A 15,403-nucleotide genomic window follows, 5' to 3' on the forward strand; every position below is an offset into this window, starting at 1 on the left:
CCGGGCGCATGGCCGACATGCGCACTCGGCTGCTACAGATTGCGCAGCTTCTTAAAGATAAATTCAGGAATGTGAATAATGATGGCCATGATGAACCTCCAGAACCAGAGGCTGTAGATGACATTGCTGCCCTTATCACTGGCTTTCTTGATATCCCTGGCCACCTGCTCAGGTGTTGCGCACAATTTGCCCGGCAAAGGAAGTCCTGCTGTCATCTTTGTCCTGACAAAGCCCGGCATGACAGTAAGCACCTGTACACCTGAGGCCGCCAGTCTGGCTCTTGCTCCTGACAGCCAGGCATTAATACCTGCTTTGGCTGAACCGTATATGTAATTTGAAGCACGGCCACGAAGACCGGCAACCGAACTGATGACAATGAGCTTTCCCTGTCTGCGCTCTTCAAAGTACAGCGCTGCCGAGCTCAGCACCGGCAACAGGCCGGTGAAGTTTGTCCTGATCACCTCAAGCTCGGCATAAGGGTTCTTTTCATCCTCTTTCTGATTTCCCAGCAAACCCACGGCACAGAACAGCGCTTCAATATGGCCTCCACCTGTCGCCACAGTGTCCATTGCCTCTTTCCATACTGCCGTCTGACGCTCAATGTCCCATGCAGCGTCGTATGTGGAGGATGTGATACGAACTCCGTAGCGCACCGCTGTATCAGCACTGATACGGTCCAGACTGTCCTGATTGCGTGCCAGCAGATGAAAGCTCCATCCGTCTGATGCAAACTCACGGATTACGGCACGGGCAATATCAGAGCCGGCGCCCATTACAACCATTGTCCTTGCCGGAACCGACGATGGCACAGCCATGCCTGCAGTGTCTGAGACTGATGCCTGGTGTATGCTCTCAGCTGAGGTCTGGATTGTGGCCTGGGCTCCACTCTGCTCTGGTAAGTCAGAGGCAGCCGCTGCAGAGGCGCTCTGAGCCGCGCTCGATGGAGTGACATTGGTCTCTGTTGCCCTGTCTGCAGGCTTACCGGACATGAAGTTGCCTGTACTGTCAGCAGTGCTTTCAGATGTGACTGTGGCACTTGCTGCCTTGTGCTTGAGTTGCTGGTTTTCCTTATTGATATCCGACATGGCTGGTCCTGTTGAATCAGATGGCGAGGCCCAGTCGCTGAGACTGGAGAGTGTTGATACGTCCGGCATGGTCATAGCGCTTCTTTACTTTCAGGAAATGCTCGACATGGCCTGAATACATTGACTGGAAAGTGCGCTCTGACATTCGGCTGTCCTTGGCCAGATACAGGCGTCCTCCGCACTGCTCAACCATCTGGTCCAGCTCTTCAAGCAGAGCAAAGAGATCTGGCCTTATGGCAAAATCAAGAGCCAGTGTATAGCCCTCCTGAGGAAAGGAGAGCATGCCGCCATTTCTCTGCTCATAATCATCCCAGTGTACTTTACTGTCATGAGCTGCCCTGGATGCTCCGGGATTGTTACTGCCCCCGAAAAGCTTGAGCACGGTCAGGAATGAACCCTGCCCGCTTGAGGCAATAGTCTTCAGGATGGCACTGAGCCGGTACTCAGCATCTTCTTTGGGAATAACGAACTGATACTGGGTAAAGCCTCGTGCTCCGTAAATACGGTTCCAGTTTTCAATGGCATCAAGCGGATAGAAAAATGACTCCCATGAAACCAGAGCCCGCTTCTGTCTTGAGGTAATCCTGTTGAAGTACAGGCTGTTGAACATCCTTACGCTCATGCTGTTCAGAGCAAAACCAGGGAAATCAAAAGGCACAGACAGCTTCTTTTTCCTGGAAAAGCTCAGACCAGCTCCAGTCTCACGCCCCTCATCAGCAAACTCACCTCCCATGAACAAAGAGCGTCCCAGGTGACGCTGCGATCGCTGCAGACAGTCAATCCAGGCAACTGAATAAGTCCATGACGGACCATGCTCAAAGCACTCCATTACCTCTTTGAGGTTGGCGCATCTTGTAGTTACCTGGTTTACTGAAGTGCCATAGATTCTTTTGAGCCTGATAGCGACTCGGACAATCATGCCCGTAAGGCCCATGCCTCCGAAGGTGGCGTAGAACAGATCTGCATGTTCATCAGGGCTGGCTCTGAGCAATCCATGGTCAGGGGTAATAACATCAATGAACTCGACGCTGTTGATAAAACTGCCGCTGACATGGTGATCCTTGCCATGAACATCACAGGCCACAGCGCCGCCCAGAGAGACAAAGCATGTTCCCGGAGAGACGCTCAAGAACCAGCCCCGGGGCATGAACGAATCAACAATGTCGCTGAGCAGCACACCTGCTCCGGCGACAAGCACACCACTGTCCTCATCAAAGCATTCAAACAGATTCAGACCCAGGGCACTTACCATGGCTGAATTGTTCAAAGAGCAGTCACCATAGCCCCGTCCATTGCCTCTGAATGAAAGTGCTCCTGTCTGGCTTATCACACTGGCTGCACTTTCTATTGAGTCTGGCGTATGCACCCTGGTGTTGATTACTGGAAAACGGCCCCATCCGCTGATAAGCATGATGATCTCCCTGACTAAAAGTAAATGAGCACAGTCATGTGCAGACCCCAGATCAAAACGCAGCTGAGCAGTACTGGATCACCAGTAAGCGCCTTTGTCGGGGAAAAACACTTTCTGAATACAAAGATGTTCTGCAGGTAGCGCAGATTGCCCATGACCACCCACAGGGCCGTGATATACAGGTACTCGCTGCCTATTCTGGCCGTCACATCTCCATCCATGGAGTAAAGGATGTAGCAGACTGTATTAACTGCTGAAAGGAAGGTAAGGGTGGAAAGAGCAAACTCTTTGTTATAGCCGTACATTGAGGCTCTTAGCCTGGTACTGTCAGGTCGTCCCAGATCATCCCAGCGCTTGCCGGTAACCAGAAACATGGACAGCAGGAACACCATAAGAACCAGCCACTCACTGACCTGAATCTCTATGGCGGCAGCTCCGGCAAAGACGCGCAGATTAAAGCCCAGAGCTACAAAGATGATGTCGATGAGAGCAATGTTTTTGGCCTTGTAGATGTACACCAGGTTTAACGCTACATAGCAAAGGCAAAGCAAAGCCGTAAGCTGATTGAGCATCATGCTGATGGCTGCAGCTCCGGCCGCCAGCACCAGTGCTCCGACCAGAGCTGCGCTCCTGGACACACGTCCAGATGCTATTGCTCTGTAGCGCTTATGGCTGTGCAGGCGATCTCTGGCTGCATCCTTAAGGTCATTGAGTACATAAATCAGACTGGCGCACAGACAGAAGGCGGCAAAAACCCAGACAGTATCGACAAGCGCTTCGGAATCGAAGAACTGACCTGCAAAGAACAGAGGAATGAAGACAAAGGTGTTTTTCAGATACTGGTGTACCCGCAGCAGCGAGATCCATGAGCTTATGGATGAGGAAATACCATGCTTTACAAAGTCGTTTAGATGGGCGTGAGCATGAGATGAAGCCAGCTCCAGCATGGCGTAATCTGCCCTGCTGTTACCGTAGACGCTGACCGTGCAGGCAGTACTGCCATGTTCAGGCGCACAGCGGCAGGCTGAAACAGAGTCAGCTTCGTCATCATCAGTATCAGCATTACTTTCAGGTGCTGCCTTATCTGCAGACACATGGTCAGCCGGTTTGAGCTCAGGCCAGCGGGCTATTATCATGGCTTTCTTGACACGGCCATTACAGTTTTCGCTTGAGAAGTACCCGGCAAAATACCCGCCGTCAAACCTGCAGGTGGTACAGATAAGCTCCATTCCCATGGCCTTTGCTATGGGGGCAAGATAGATATCAGGGGAGGCGGAGACAATGGCGCTGATGCTGCCGGCAGCTGAGGCTTTTGCTGCCTTGTACAGAAAGAATGGGCGAAATTCAGGCATGAGCATGCGCAGCACGACATGAGTGCGCACAAAGCTCTCTGAATCCTTAAATGAGATGTCTTTGGGAATGAGAGAAAGGTGGTGCCTGTGATACTCAAAGCACCTGGCTTTGATGGCTGCCAGTGCCCGGGATACCTCAGGACGGCTCTGCAGTTCAGCTGCATACTCAGACTCTGCCGAGCTGATGCTGCTGAGCATTCTGTTGAAGATGAGGGCCAGAAATAAAGAGGAGCGCTGCTCTATCTGAACTGAAGAAAGGCCCTCAAGATAGAGAGCAAGCAGTCTTGCCTTGCATGAAGCTGCATCCTTCAGACGCAGAAAGCCCATGCTCAGAAGAGCTAAAGACTTAAGGGCTATGACCCAGGAAGGACTGACCAGAAAGAGGGTCAGAATGAAAGGAAAGAAAGAGTCACGTGTAGTGACAGTGCCGTCAAAATCACATAGAAGGCAGCTGTTTTTCAGGTGTGGAGGGCGTTTACCCCCCCCGCCTAAAACCGCATATTTATCGAATTCCTTGCTGTTTTCAGAGGCTGAAGCGGGAGTACTGGAAGGGCAGATTTCGCTGCTGCAGTCCTCATGGCAGGTTCGATATTGTGATTCTGGATTCGTCATTGGAAATTGCTGGCCCAGGAGCGGACTTCAGGAATGGTGCATAGTCCTTCTGTCTGTCTTCAGGCATGAACTGTATTGGGAAAGTCCTTGCAAAGGAACGAGCCTGGTGCTCAGTACCCTGAACAAGAGATGAATAGGCATCTATGCCCCTGATAACTACCCACAAAATATACCAGATATATCGTGTTTTGCAACATTAACTGACCGGCAGCTGCTCCATAACAGCCACTGCCTGACCAGGCATTGTAGTCATGTTGTCAGTCCCACATAAGCGGCCACAGTCGGTAGTAATGTGCTTAGCAGCGCCGCAGGCTTCCTTGATGACAACATATTGATGGTTATCTTAGGCAAAATAGTGCCATGCGAGCATGGGGGAGTATGCTGCAAGGTAGCCCCTTAGCCGCCAGAAGGGTTGCATGTCCGTATGCTATTGGGCCTGCAAGCTGGGCTGTATTGACTTGTAAAACAGACAGTAGCCTGATGACCGCCCCAGGCCCCTGACAGGTGGCACGGCCGGTGGCCGGCAACTTACAGGCCGAACCGACCTGTCTGCAGGAAAGGCGGTGCCTCATGCCTCTAAATTGATAGTGACAGCTCCTTGTCTGAGGCGGGCGGCAGTGAGGCTCACCTCTGACAGGATGAAAAAAGGGAGACCCGCATGCGGGACTCCCTTTTTTTCATCGCAGTTCAGATTATGACTGCGACTGGTGTGACCTCTGGTTCTGGCATCCGGCACTGGCTGTTAGCTACGTACTGTCAGCCGGATCACCGATACCGTGGTGGTCGGATTACTTGTTGTTGGAGCTCTCTACAGCTTCCTTGACTTCAGCGTCGGTCTCGGCAGCCTCTTCATTGGCGGCCTCAGCTGCGTCCTTTACTTCCTCAGTAGCGGCAGCGTCTTTCTTGTCACCCTCAGCTGCAGCCTTGTCGCCCTGGTCAGCAGCCTCGCCCTCAGCGGCAGCGGCTTCATCAGCAACAGCTGCACTGTCAGCGTCGGCACCGGCCTGCTCAGCACCGTCAACAGCTGGAACATCACTGTCAGAGGTGCCCAGGGTTGGAACATCTCCCAGAGAAGGAACGTCTTCTGGGGACTGCTCTACAGTCTCAGTGGCTGCGGCTTCAATATTGGTAAAGTCACCGGCCTCGTTGGTGTTCTGCTTCTGTAACCAGCCGATGAAAAGGCACAGGCCAAAGAAAATAAGGGCCAGAATCCATGTGGAGCGGGTCAGGAAGTTGCCTGAGCCGGCAGAGCCGAATACGGTATTGGCAGCACCAGCACCGAAAGAGGCGCCCATGCCTGCGCCCTTGCCCTGCTGCACCAGAATCAGGGCAACAATGGCAATAGAAACTAAAAGGAGTAATACAATGACAATTTCGTACATAGCAAAACCATTAATCACAAAATGGACAATTTTAGCTGTGGGATCATACCCGTCACGGCTGACTTTATCAAGACCTAATAAGATTCGCCCTTAAATTTATCAGCTTTTACGGCCCCGCCAGCCGGTCCGGCAGCCCGGCCCCTCCATCACAGGTACCTCAAGCCCCGGCAATGAATGCAGCGCCGCCATGCAGCCTGTCCACAGGCTGCACCTGCAAGGCCAGAGCCCCTGCCAGAGCCAAGTCACAGTCGCTAATGGCTCAGTCCCTGCAGTGGCCCCTGGCTCAACTGGTTTCCCAGCAAAGACAAAACCCCGCAACTTGCGGGGTTTTGTCTTTGCACTGGCTGCGGTGGCCACCCGGCCACTGCAGTTCGGCCGAATCAGGACTCGGTCTGGGCGCGGATGCAGTCGGCGATACGTACGGCCATGTTGTGGACCTCGGTGCTGTCCTCGCCTTCAACCATGACGCGGATAAGAGGCTCGGTGCCGCTCTTGCGCAGCAGTACACGGCCCTTGTCCTTGAGCACTTCCTCAACGGCACGTACTTCGGCCTTGACCTTGTCATCATTAAGAGCATCAAAAGAGGTGCTGAGACGGATGTTGATAAGCTCCTGAGGGAACATGACCAGATCATCACACATCTCATCAAGGGTACGGCCCTGACGGATACAGGCCTTGAGTACCTGCAGAGCTGAGATGATGCCGTCACCGGTGGAGGTGTAATCAAGACAGATAATATGACCGCTGTTCTCACCACCAAGGCGCCATGAGCGCTTGATCAGCTCTTCCATCACATAACGGTCGCCTACGGCAGTACGGGTAAAGTCGATGCCATGACGCTTTAAGGCCAGCTCAAAGCCCAGGTTGGACATCTGAGTACCAACTACGCCGCCCATCATGCGTCCACGGATAGCACGCTCGCGGGCAATGATGTACAGCAGAGCGTCACCATCGAGAATACGACCATGACGGTCGACCATCATCACGCGGTCACCATCACCGTCAAATGCAATACCAAGGTCAGCTTTCTGAGCCAGGACCTTTTCGGCAAGGTGGCCAATGTGAGTGGATCCTACGCCATCATTGATATTGATGCCGTCAGGTGAGATACCGATGCAGTGAACGTTGGCGCCCAGCTCCCTGAATACCAGCGGGGCCACATGGTAGGTAGCGCCATTGGCACAGTCGAGCACTATGTTCAGGCCATCGAGATTCATGTGAGTATCGAAGGTGGACTTGCAGAACTCCACATAACGGCCCGGGGCATCATTCTGGCGGTAAGCACGGCCAAAAGAGGCAGGCTCAGCCATCTGTACCTCATGTTCAAGGGCCTCTTCAATGGCAGACTCTACCTCATCAGGCAGCTTGGTGCCCTCGCTTGAGAAAAACTTGATGCCATTGTCATAAAAAGGGTTATGGGAGGCAGAAATAACCACGCCCAGGTCGGCACGGAAAGCTCTGGTCAGATAGGAGACAGCCGGGGTAGGCATAGGTCCCAGCAGCACGGTGGAGACACCTGAGGCACTGAAACCGGCCTCCAGAGCCGCCTCAAGCATATAACCGGACAGACGGGTATCCTTACCAATAATGACACGGCCCTGATCATTCTTTAACAGTACCTTGCCTGCAGCCATGCCCAGCTTCATCACAAAGTCAGGAGTGATAGGAAACTGACCAACACGGCCTCTAACACCGTCGGTTCCGAAATACTTGCGCTTGATAGATGTCGTCATCGTGCGTCCTCTGCTCTGCGTTTCAGGCTAACCCGCCCTGTCTGTTTTCCGTATTGCTGCCGAAAGGACCTCATTGCAAGCCCATATGGCAGATAAGATTTCAGCCCCGTTACCAGCTTCAGACCGGGTCTGGTTTAGACAAAACCATAATGCGGCACGGCATCGTGCTGTTAAGTGAATATTACCCCACAGCCTAAGCAAGGCGTGTACGGCGCCGGCTGCACTGGGGCAGCCTTACAGGCACTCATGGGCAAAATTCAGGCACCCAAGATTGTACACCACTTGCACGCACTGCAAATCCCTTTGACACTTCCAAAAAATAAAACCCGCAAAGAGTGGCTCTTTACGGGCATTGTTATGCAAAACAAAATCATGCAAAGGGCACGCAGTGCACACCCATGGCACAGCATGCGATTACCGCCCCCAGGAGCTCTGACCGGCCATGCATTCTCAGCGTGTCTGCTGCCTGTGGCAGCAGCAGGCGACGGCCCGGGCTGAAGCTGCAGGAGAGTCGGGCAGCAGCAAACTACTGCTGGCGACGGCCTGCGCTGAAGCTGCAGGAGAGTCAGGCAGCAGCAAACTACTGCTGGCGACGGCCTGCGCTGAAGCTGCAGGAGAGTCGGGCAGCAGCAGACTACTGCTGGCGACGGCGATTTGCCAGGTTCTTGAGTTTTTCACCTATGGCGCGGGTCAGCTTGAATGGGCGGGCACTTTGATGAAGAGCGTGCCAGCTGTTGATGGCAAGGGCAATATCGTAGACCTTGTGGGTGCGGATAATGCGCATGCCCTGCTGCTCGGCAAAGAGAGCCACAGCAGTAACAATGGACATACTCTGCTCATTGGCATAACCATCGTCAGTAACCATGCGTGGCAGAGAGCAGCTCAGCGGCAGGCCAAAGCTGTTGAAAGTCTTGAGGCGGCCGAAAAGCTTGAGGCGGTAATCAACTGAAGTGTTGATACCAATCATAGGGTCAATAAAGATCTTCTGACGGTCAATATGAGCATTCATGCAGGCATCAAGGCGCTCGTAGAAGAACTCAGAGACTACGGCACATGGGTCAACATCGTCGTCATTTTCACTAAAGCAGCATTTCTGATCGTAAAGCAGACCTGCAGCCATACCGGTCTGAGCAATGACTTCAATGGCGCCCGGCTGACGCAGGGCATCAGGGTCGACTACAAACTGTGCACCGCAGTCGGCAGCCTTTCTCATCACCTCTGGACGACTGGTATAAACGCCGACAATAAGCTCACAGTCCTTGAGGGCTTCAAGGGCACCACAGAGGATATCAGTCTCCTCAAACTCTGAACAGTCGTGCTCAGTGTACTTGTCTACGCTTAACTCGATGAAAGCAGCACCAGAGTCCTTGTACTCATCGGCGATTTCGACAATCTCATCAAGAGACAGAGGGTTTTTATGACTTATGTCAATAATGCCCATAATCATGGAGCTGCGCAGTGTAATACTGGTGTCTTTAAGTTGTAACTGCATAAAAACGATCTCCGCTTGAGCTGATATCTGTTTGCCTGACACTTCCGCAGCTGCATCATTGCTGAGCAGCACCGGCCTGTTCAGTTACCCTGACCCGGCCTGCAGAGCAGACAGAGGTACAAGTTAATCATATTGTATAAAGAGCATTATGACGCAAATACATTGGTGCACTTGAGACAATGCTCAAACTTTATGCTCCAGACAGGTGCCTTTTGCCCACTATTTGCCCACAAAAAGCATTGCGACATAGCAAAGTATCCAATACAGTGCACATACTACAGCCGTCCATTCAGGTCAGCCTTAAATGCCAGCCCGGACAGCATGCGCCGGCAGCGCCGTGAATTATATGCCCCGCATATGCAAAGACCCGGAAAGCACATGCCTTCCGGGTCTTGTGTTAATCAGCGCTCCTGTAAATGACAGGACGCTGTGGACAAACTACTTATCGTCCTTGTCTGACTTGTTGCCACTTGGAGTGTTAAATGGCCAGCCACGCTTTGGAGCTGAACTCTCTTCTTCGACCTTAGCCTCAGCCTTGTTATCAGCATTGGCCTCAACCTGAGTATCGCCCTTTGCTTCAGCCTTGTCCTCAGACTTGCTGTCTGCATCCTCTGGGGCAGTAGCCTCAGTATCAGCCTTACTCTCAGCATCAGACTTTCTGTCTGCTTCGGACTTATCGCCTTCCTTGCTGTCAACCTTGTCGGTCTCTTTGCTGTCAGCCTTTCCGGAGCTGTCAGAGCCGGACTCATCGCCCTTGTCTGACTTGCTGCCAGACTTGCTGCCACGACCACGGCCCTTCTTACGGGTTTCGTCATCGGCTGCTGGTGGACGGCACTCACGACGGTTCATGAGATCGTCGATCTGGTCGGCATCAATAGTCTCATACTTGAGCAGAGCGTCCTTCATGGCCTCTAGAATATCGCGATTCTCAGTAAGCATGGTTTTGGCTCTGTCATAGCAGAAATTGATGATTTTAGATACCTCCTCATCAATGATGAGAGTGGTCTTGTCAGAAACCGGCATGGTGGAAACATGACCGCCGCCCAGGTACTGAGACTGATCCTGGTCCTGATCAAACTGCATTGGAGGCAGACGCTTGGAGAAGCCCCAGCGGGTGATCATGCGACGGGCAATGTCAGTAGCTCTTTCGATATCGTTGGAGGCACCGGTAGTTACGGCATCCTCACCAAAAGCCAGCTCTTCGGCAATACGTCCTGCAAACAGGGCAGAAATGCGGGAGAGCAGATACTGACGTGACTGGCTGTAGCGATCCTGCTCAGGCAGGTATGAGGTCACACCCAGAGCACGACCACGAGGAATAATGGAAACCTTGTAAACAGGGTCATGGTCAGGTACGAGCTTGCCTACAATGGCGTGACCGGCCTCGTGATAGGCGGTATTGGCCTTTTCATGATCATTCATGATGAGGCTGCGGCGCTCAGCGCCCATTAAGAGCTTGTCCTTGGCCTGCTCAAACTGAATCATGCCTACAGTACGCAGATTGCTGCGTGCTGCAGCCAGAGCGGCTTCATTTACCAGATTGGCCAGCTCAGCACCGGAGAAACCAGGAGTACCACGGGCCAGAAGAGCGGCATCGACATCTTCAGCCAGAGGAACCTTTTTCATGTGAACCTTGAGGATCTGCTCACGGCCCCGAACATCAGGCAGACCTACGGTTACCTGACGGTCAAAACGGCCCGGACGGAGCAGAGCTGGGTCCAGAACGTCAGGACGGTTGGTGGCGGCGATAACAATCACAGCCTCAAAGCCTTCAAAGCCGTCCATTTCAACGAGCAGCTGGTTAAGGGTCTGCTCACGTTCGTCGTGACCGCCACCTACGCCTACGCCTCTCTTACGGCCTACGGCGTCAATTTCGTCGATAAATACGATACATGGAGCGTTCTTCTTGGCCTGGGCAAACATGTCACGTACACGTGAGGCGCCCACACCTACGAACATTTCAACAAAGTCAGAACCTGAGATGGAGAAGAAAGGAACCTTGGCTTCGCCGGCAATGGCACGGGCCAGAAGGGTCTTACCAGTACCTGGAGGACCTACCATCAGCACGCCACGTGGAATACGGCCACCGAGCTTCTGATACTTGGAAGGATCACGCAGGAAGTCCACCATCTCAACCACGTCTTCCTTGGCTTCATCGCAGCCGGCGACATCAGCAAAGGTGGTCTTTACCTGGCTTTCAGAAAGCAGCTTGGCCTTGCTCTTGCCAAAAGATAAAGGATTGCCCTTGGAACCGCCCTGCATCTGACGCATGAAGAAGATCCACACGCCAATGAGGATAATCATAGGCATCCATGAGATGAAGATGGATGTCAGGAGGCTTGGCTCCTCAGGACGGGTGCCGGAGGTACGGACATTGTGATTTAACAGAGTATCCAGCAGAGCACTGTCATGGATAGGCATAACGGTGGTGAACTGCTCACCGTTGCGCTTGAGGCCATTAATGACGGCACCGTCAAAGACCACTTCCTGCACCTGGTCATTCTGTACAGATGAGACAAAGCTGGTGTAGTCAATGCTGCGACCATTGTTCTCCGAGCTGTTGAAAGACTCAAACAGCGACATCAGAATGATCGCTATTACCAGCCATAGTATTAAGTTCTTTGCCATTCCATCCTCGTTGTTGTGTATTAACAGGCTACAGGCATCTGTCTATCATGTGCCCCAGCAAGGCGGCCATGACCGGCAGTCCTTATGCCCCTGGCTAATACACCAGTGATTTACGGCTCCGCGCTGACTGTCAGCAGCGGCTGCCATATTCCTTATCAACCAAATACAGTTGTCAGACTCTGTTACTGTAACTTAGCAAACAGGTTGCAGCTCTTAACGGCTGCTTACGAACAGGTCTGTGGATAAACTTCCGTATCGTGCAGTGACATCACAGAGTCTGCAGATAACGGTCAGGGGTCAGGCCCTGTGGCCTGCAGGCGCATGTAAAACGTTTTCCCTGCAAAACAGTGAGTATATTATGTCTGCCTTTGTGCAGACTTAGCTGAACATGACCTCAGCGGGCCTTGCAGCGCACTGCTGCGCTGGGCGGCGCACTGGGGCGGCCTGCTCATGCCGCGCTGCGTGGCAGAACTGCCAGGGATGCCCAGGCTGCGCTGACCGCCCTCGCAGCCGGCGCCTGCCGCCAGGCAACGGCTCACTTAGAGGTCTGCGTCATCAAACTCAGGGGCGACGCCAGAGAGCTCATGGCCCTTAAAGCCGGTGGCCACCATATAGACCTCTGAAGAGCGATCGCGTGAAGCATCTGGCTTGCGCACTCTTACTGTGGTGAAGTCCTTTTTAAGTTCAGCCAGGAATTCCTGAGAGCCTGAGCCGGTAAAGACCTTGACGACAAAACTGCCGCCTGGCTTGAGTACGCGGCGGGCCATATCAAGGGCCAGCTCGGTCAGCAGCATCGAGCGTGGCTGGTCAATGGCCTTGTTGCCTGACATATTAGGAGCCATGTCAGAAAGGACCACGTCGGCACCCTCGCCAATCATGCCATAGAGAGTTTTGAAAACTTCATTATCGCGAAAGTCGCCCTGTAAAAAGTCAACATTGCGAATTGGTCTCATAGGCAGAATATCGCAGGCCACAATACGGCCGCTTTCGCCTACGCATTTGATGGCAAACTCAGACCAGCCGCCAGGTGCGGCGCCGAGATCAACTACGATATTGCCATACTTGATTAAACGATCCTTTTTCTGGAGCTCCTCGAGCTTGAAAGTTGCACGGGAGCGCAGGCCGCGCTTGTGGGCCTCTTTTACATAGGGATCATCAAAATGTTCTTTGAGCCAGCGAGTAGAACTGGCGCTTCTTTTACGAACCGGCATCAGCCATTTCCCCAATCAGCTTCCCAGCTGAAACAGTGAGGCAGCCATACTGCCATCAATAACACTTAATAAAGTGTTCAATTATACATATGCGATCTGTATTTTGCACAGTGGAGGGCGCTCACTGCAGATAAACTTGAGCAAAACAGCCGCACATTAAGCTGTGCTTTATTCCGGGTGTTAATCCCGGACCCTGCATGTGAATTTCAGTAAACTGTCAGTATGTAAAAATACAGCAGCAATTTCGGGGCAATAATCACATTACCCTATGCAAACTGCACTTTAATTTTAAGCATAAACATCAGTTTAAAAACATCTCTGATAAAGATTTTCCGGCAAATTGTTTGGCAATTGCGCCAATTTTGCTCAAAAAACGCCGGTTTTGAGCAAATTTTACTTTTACAGCCAATAATCACTTATACCGGCAAATATTCAGATTCTCCCTGCCCACCCGCCCAATAATCAAGTGCCACCATCCCCGGCCCTTGAGCATCATCCCATGTAAGGCACCATAGCCTGCACGGACAGCACTGCCAGCAAGTGTGCAGGCCCGGCAGGCTGGCAGACCGACAGGCCGGCAGGCCTGCCTGCGGGCCTGAATGTATGGACTGCTGGCAGCCTCTGTCATAAGGCCATGGCGCACTGAGTCACTCTTATGCGCCTTCTCAGGCTGCTGACCGGGACGCTTAAATCTATTACTGGACCGATGCCATCAGGTGAACAGTACCCGACGGGAATATGACTGGCAAAAGCACGGAGAATGCCTGTGTATTCATCGAAATTCAGGGCAAATTTGAGGAGCAGGCAGCTGCCGTACAGGCTGTGATTTTGCTACAATATGCGTTTGTGTTCAGGTTTGGCCTGACAAATTAACCAGGAATCTAGAAAATATGGCATTAAATGCAAAGCAGCGTCAGTTCTTAAAGGCTGAGGCTCATGCCTTGAATCCAGTAGTCATGCTCGGTAACGACGGCCTTTCTGAGAACGTGATTAAGGAAATTGACAGCTCCATTGAGCATCATGAACTGATCAAGATCAAGTTAAACGCCGGCGATGGCCGCAAGGAACAGGCTCAGCAGGCAGCTGATGCAGTAGGCGCCCAGCTTATCAATGTAGTTGGCCGTGTCGCTATCCTGTTCAGACAGCGCAAGGATGACAGCCGTTTCATTCTGCCACGCTGATATCCGGCATAATGAATCATTGCCCGATCCCAGGCCATGCAAGGCGTGCCGGCCCGGGATCAAAAAAAGCTTAGTCATGAGCATGACTAAGCTTTTTTTATTGCCCCAAAGGCAGGTTCCAGAAAGTTGCCCCGGCCACCTGGCACTGCCAGGTCACAGAAAGCTGCCTGGGCACCACTGGCACTGCCATGTAACAGTGGCAGCAGTTTCACCTCTGTAAAGTACTGGGATGCGGGGTATTACCTGGGCATCAGGCGATGTACTTAACCTCGGCAACCTCGTAGGTTACGGTGCCCTTAGGAATCTTGATGGCAACTTCGTCGCCCTCAACCTTGCCCAGCAGACCCTTGGCAATAGGAGTCTTGTAGGACATGAGATTGTTCTCGATATCAGCCTCATCCTCGCCTACGATCTTGTAGGTGATTTCCTCATCAGTATCAACGTCAATGAGGGTTACTGTGCAGCCAAAGACAACCTTTAAAGGACCGCCGTGGGCCAGCTTGGTAACGTCGATAATGTTGGCAGTAGCCAGCTTGGACTCAATATCCTTGATGCGGGCTTCGCACAGACCCTGCTCTTCCTTGGCAGCATCATACTCGGCGTTTTCACTTAAATCACCGTGGCTGCGTGCTTCAGCAATGGCAGCTGTGATACGTGGACGCTCCTGAGTCTTAAGACGCTCCAGTTCATCGCGTAAGAGCTGCTCGCCACGTGCAGTCATTGGTGTCTGTTCCATGTTAACCTCAAAAATTTAACCGCCCAGCTCAACTGAGGAGGCTCTGATGGCCTTGCCTGCTTATTGCTGGCAATCATCTCTCCCTGCCCGTGGCGCCGCATCTGAGGCCGTCCTGATGACCGCTGAACTGAACTTGCCTCTGTCTTGGACAGATTAAGTGCACTCAGCTCTGTATGAGGACAGCTGCAGCCGGCAGCTGAGCAAGCTCTGGAGAAAACCCATAAGCTGCGGTTTATAACAACAAAAAACGCCTATTGCACAGCAGCAGGCGTGTAAGAAATTCAGGGACCTGATATTCCGAAGCCCGTCCCGGGGTTATGCTGCGGAACTTCATGATTATAGCATGGCCCGTACTGAGCCACTTAAAGTTATGCCCCTAACTGTCTGCAAAAATGGCTAAAATATGCCATTTTATCTCATAAGGTCATAACCCGGGCACAGTGCCCACCATAAGTACGGCGTATTAAGCTAGTGTGATTTTCATCAAACTTCATCCTTAAGGTCATCTAAAATGTCACAACAGAAGCAATCACGCATGCGCTCATGGCTGAGCTGGGACATGAACTCGCCTAACTCTCTT

Annotated in this window: 8 protein-coding genes and 2 pseudogenes; 1 reads left to right on the top strand and 9 read right to left on the bottom strand. The window is 52.4% G+C overall.

Annotated elements, in window-relative coordinates:
* Positions 1-32 precede the first annotated feature (32 nt).
* From MXE41_RS03690 to rlmE, 8 genes and pseudogenes are all read right to left on the bottom strand, one after another.
* On the bottom strand, positions 33-1,085 hold the full coding sequence (locus tag MXE41_RS03690) for an SDR family oxidoreductase (RefSeq protein WP_247099411.1): 1,053 nt from the start codon (positions 1,083-1,085) through the stop codon (positions 33-35).
* 16 nt (positions 1,086-1,101) lie between these two features.
* Positions 1,102-2,496: an FAD-binding oxidoreductase gene (locus MXE41_RS03695; RefSeq protein ID WP_247099412.1), complete on the bottom strand. Its 1,395-nt coding sequence runs from the start codon at positions 2,494-2,496 to the stop codon at positions 1,102-1,104.
* Between the two features lie 14 nt (positions 2,497-2,510).
* The gene (locus MXE41_RS03700; protein WP_247099413.1) at positions 2,511-4,460 is read right to left on the bottom strand and encodes a UbiA family prenyltransferase; all 1,950 of its coding nucleotides are present in this window, start codon (positions 4,458-4,460) and stop codon (positions 2,511-2,513) included.
* Positions 4,461-5,548: 1,088 nt separating this feature from the next.
* A pseudogene (secG, locus tag MXE41_RS03705) lies at positions 5,549-5,842 on the bottom strand (preprotein translocase subunit SecG); the annotation flags it as partial.
* Between the two features lie 380 nt (positions 5,843-6,222).
* A complete protein-coding gene (glmM, locus tag MXE41_RS03710; RefSeq protein WP_246976844.1) occupies positions 6,223-7,563 on the bottom strand; it encodes a phosphoglucosamine mutase in 1,341 nt (446 codons plus the stop codon).
* Between the two features lie 646 nt (positions 7,564-8,209).
* Positions 8,210-9,067: a dihydropteroate synthase gene (locus tag MXE41_RS03715; protein ID WP_247099414.1), complete on the bottom strand. Its 858-nt coding sequence runs from the start codon at positions 9,065-9,067 to the stop codon at positions 8,210-8,212.
* Positions 9,068-9,667: 600 nt separating this feature from the next.
* Positions 9,668-11,695, bottom strand: a pseudogene (gene ftsH / locus MXE41_RS03720) (ATP-dependent zinc metalloprotease FtsH); the annotation flags it as partial.
* 539 nt (positions 11,696-12,234) lie between these two features.
* On the bottom strand, positions 12,235-12,906 hold the full coding sequence (gene rlmE / locus MXE41_RS03725; protein WP_247099416.1) for a 23S rRNA (uridine(2552)-2'-O)-methyltransferase RlmE: 672 nt from the start codon (positions 12,904-12,906) through the stop codon (positions 12,235-12,237).
* A gap of 890 nt (positions 12,907-13,796) precedes the next feature.
* Between rlmE and yhbY the strand changes: the two genes are divergently transcribed.
* Entirely contained in the window at positions 13,797-14,087 is a 291-nt protein-coding gene (yhbY, locus tag MXE41_RS03730) for a ribosome assembly RNA-binding protein YhbY (protein WP_246976609.1), read from the top strand.
* A gap of 250 nt (positions 14,088-14,337) precedes the next feature.
* Here the strand turns inward: yhbY and greA are convergent, their stop codons facing one another.
* Positions 14,338-14,823, bottom strand: a complete 486-nt coding sequence (gene greA, locus MXE41_RS03735) for a transcription elongation factor GreA (protein WP_246976606.1) — start codon at positions 14,821-14,823, stop codon at positions 14,338-14,340.
* Positions 14,824-15,403 lie beyond the last annotated feature (580 nt).

Origin of the sequence: Anaerobiospirillum sp. NML120449 (assembly GCF_023051105.1) — a bacterium.
In the GTDB taxonomy this organism is placed as follows: Bacteria; Pseudomonadota; Gammaproteobacteria; order Enterobacterales; family Succinivibrionaceae; genus Anaerobiospirillum.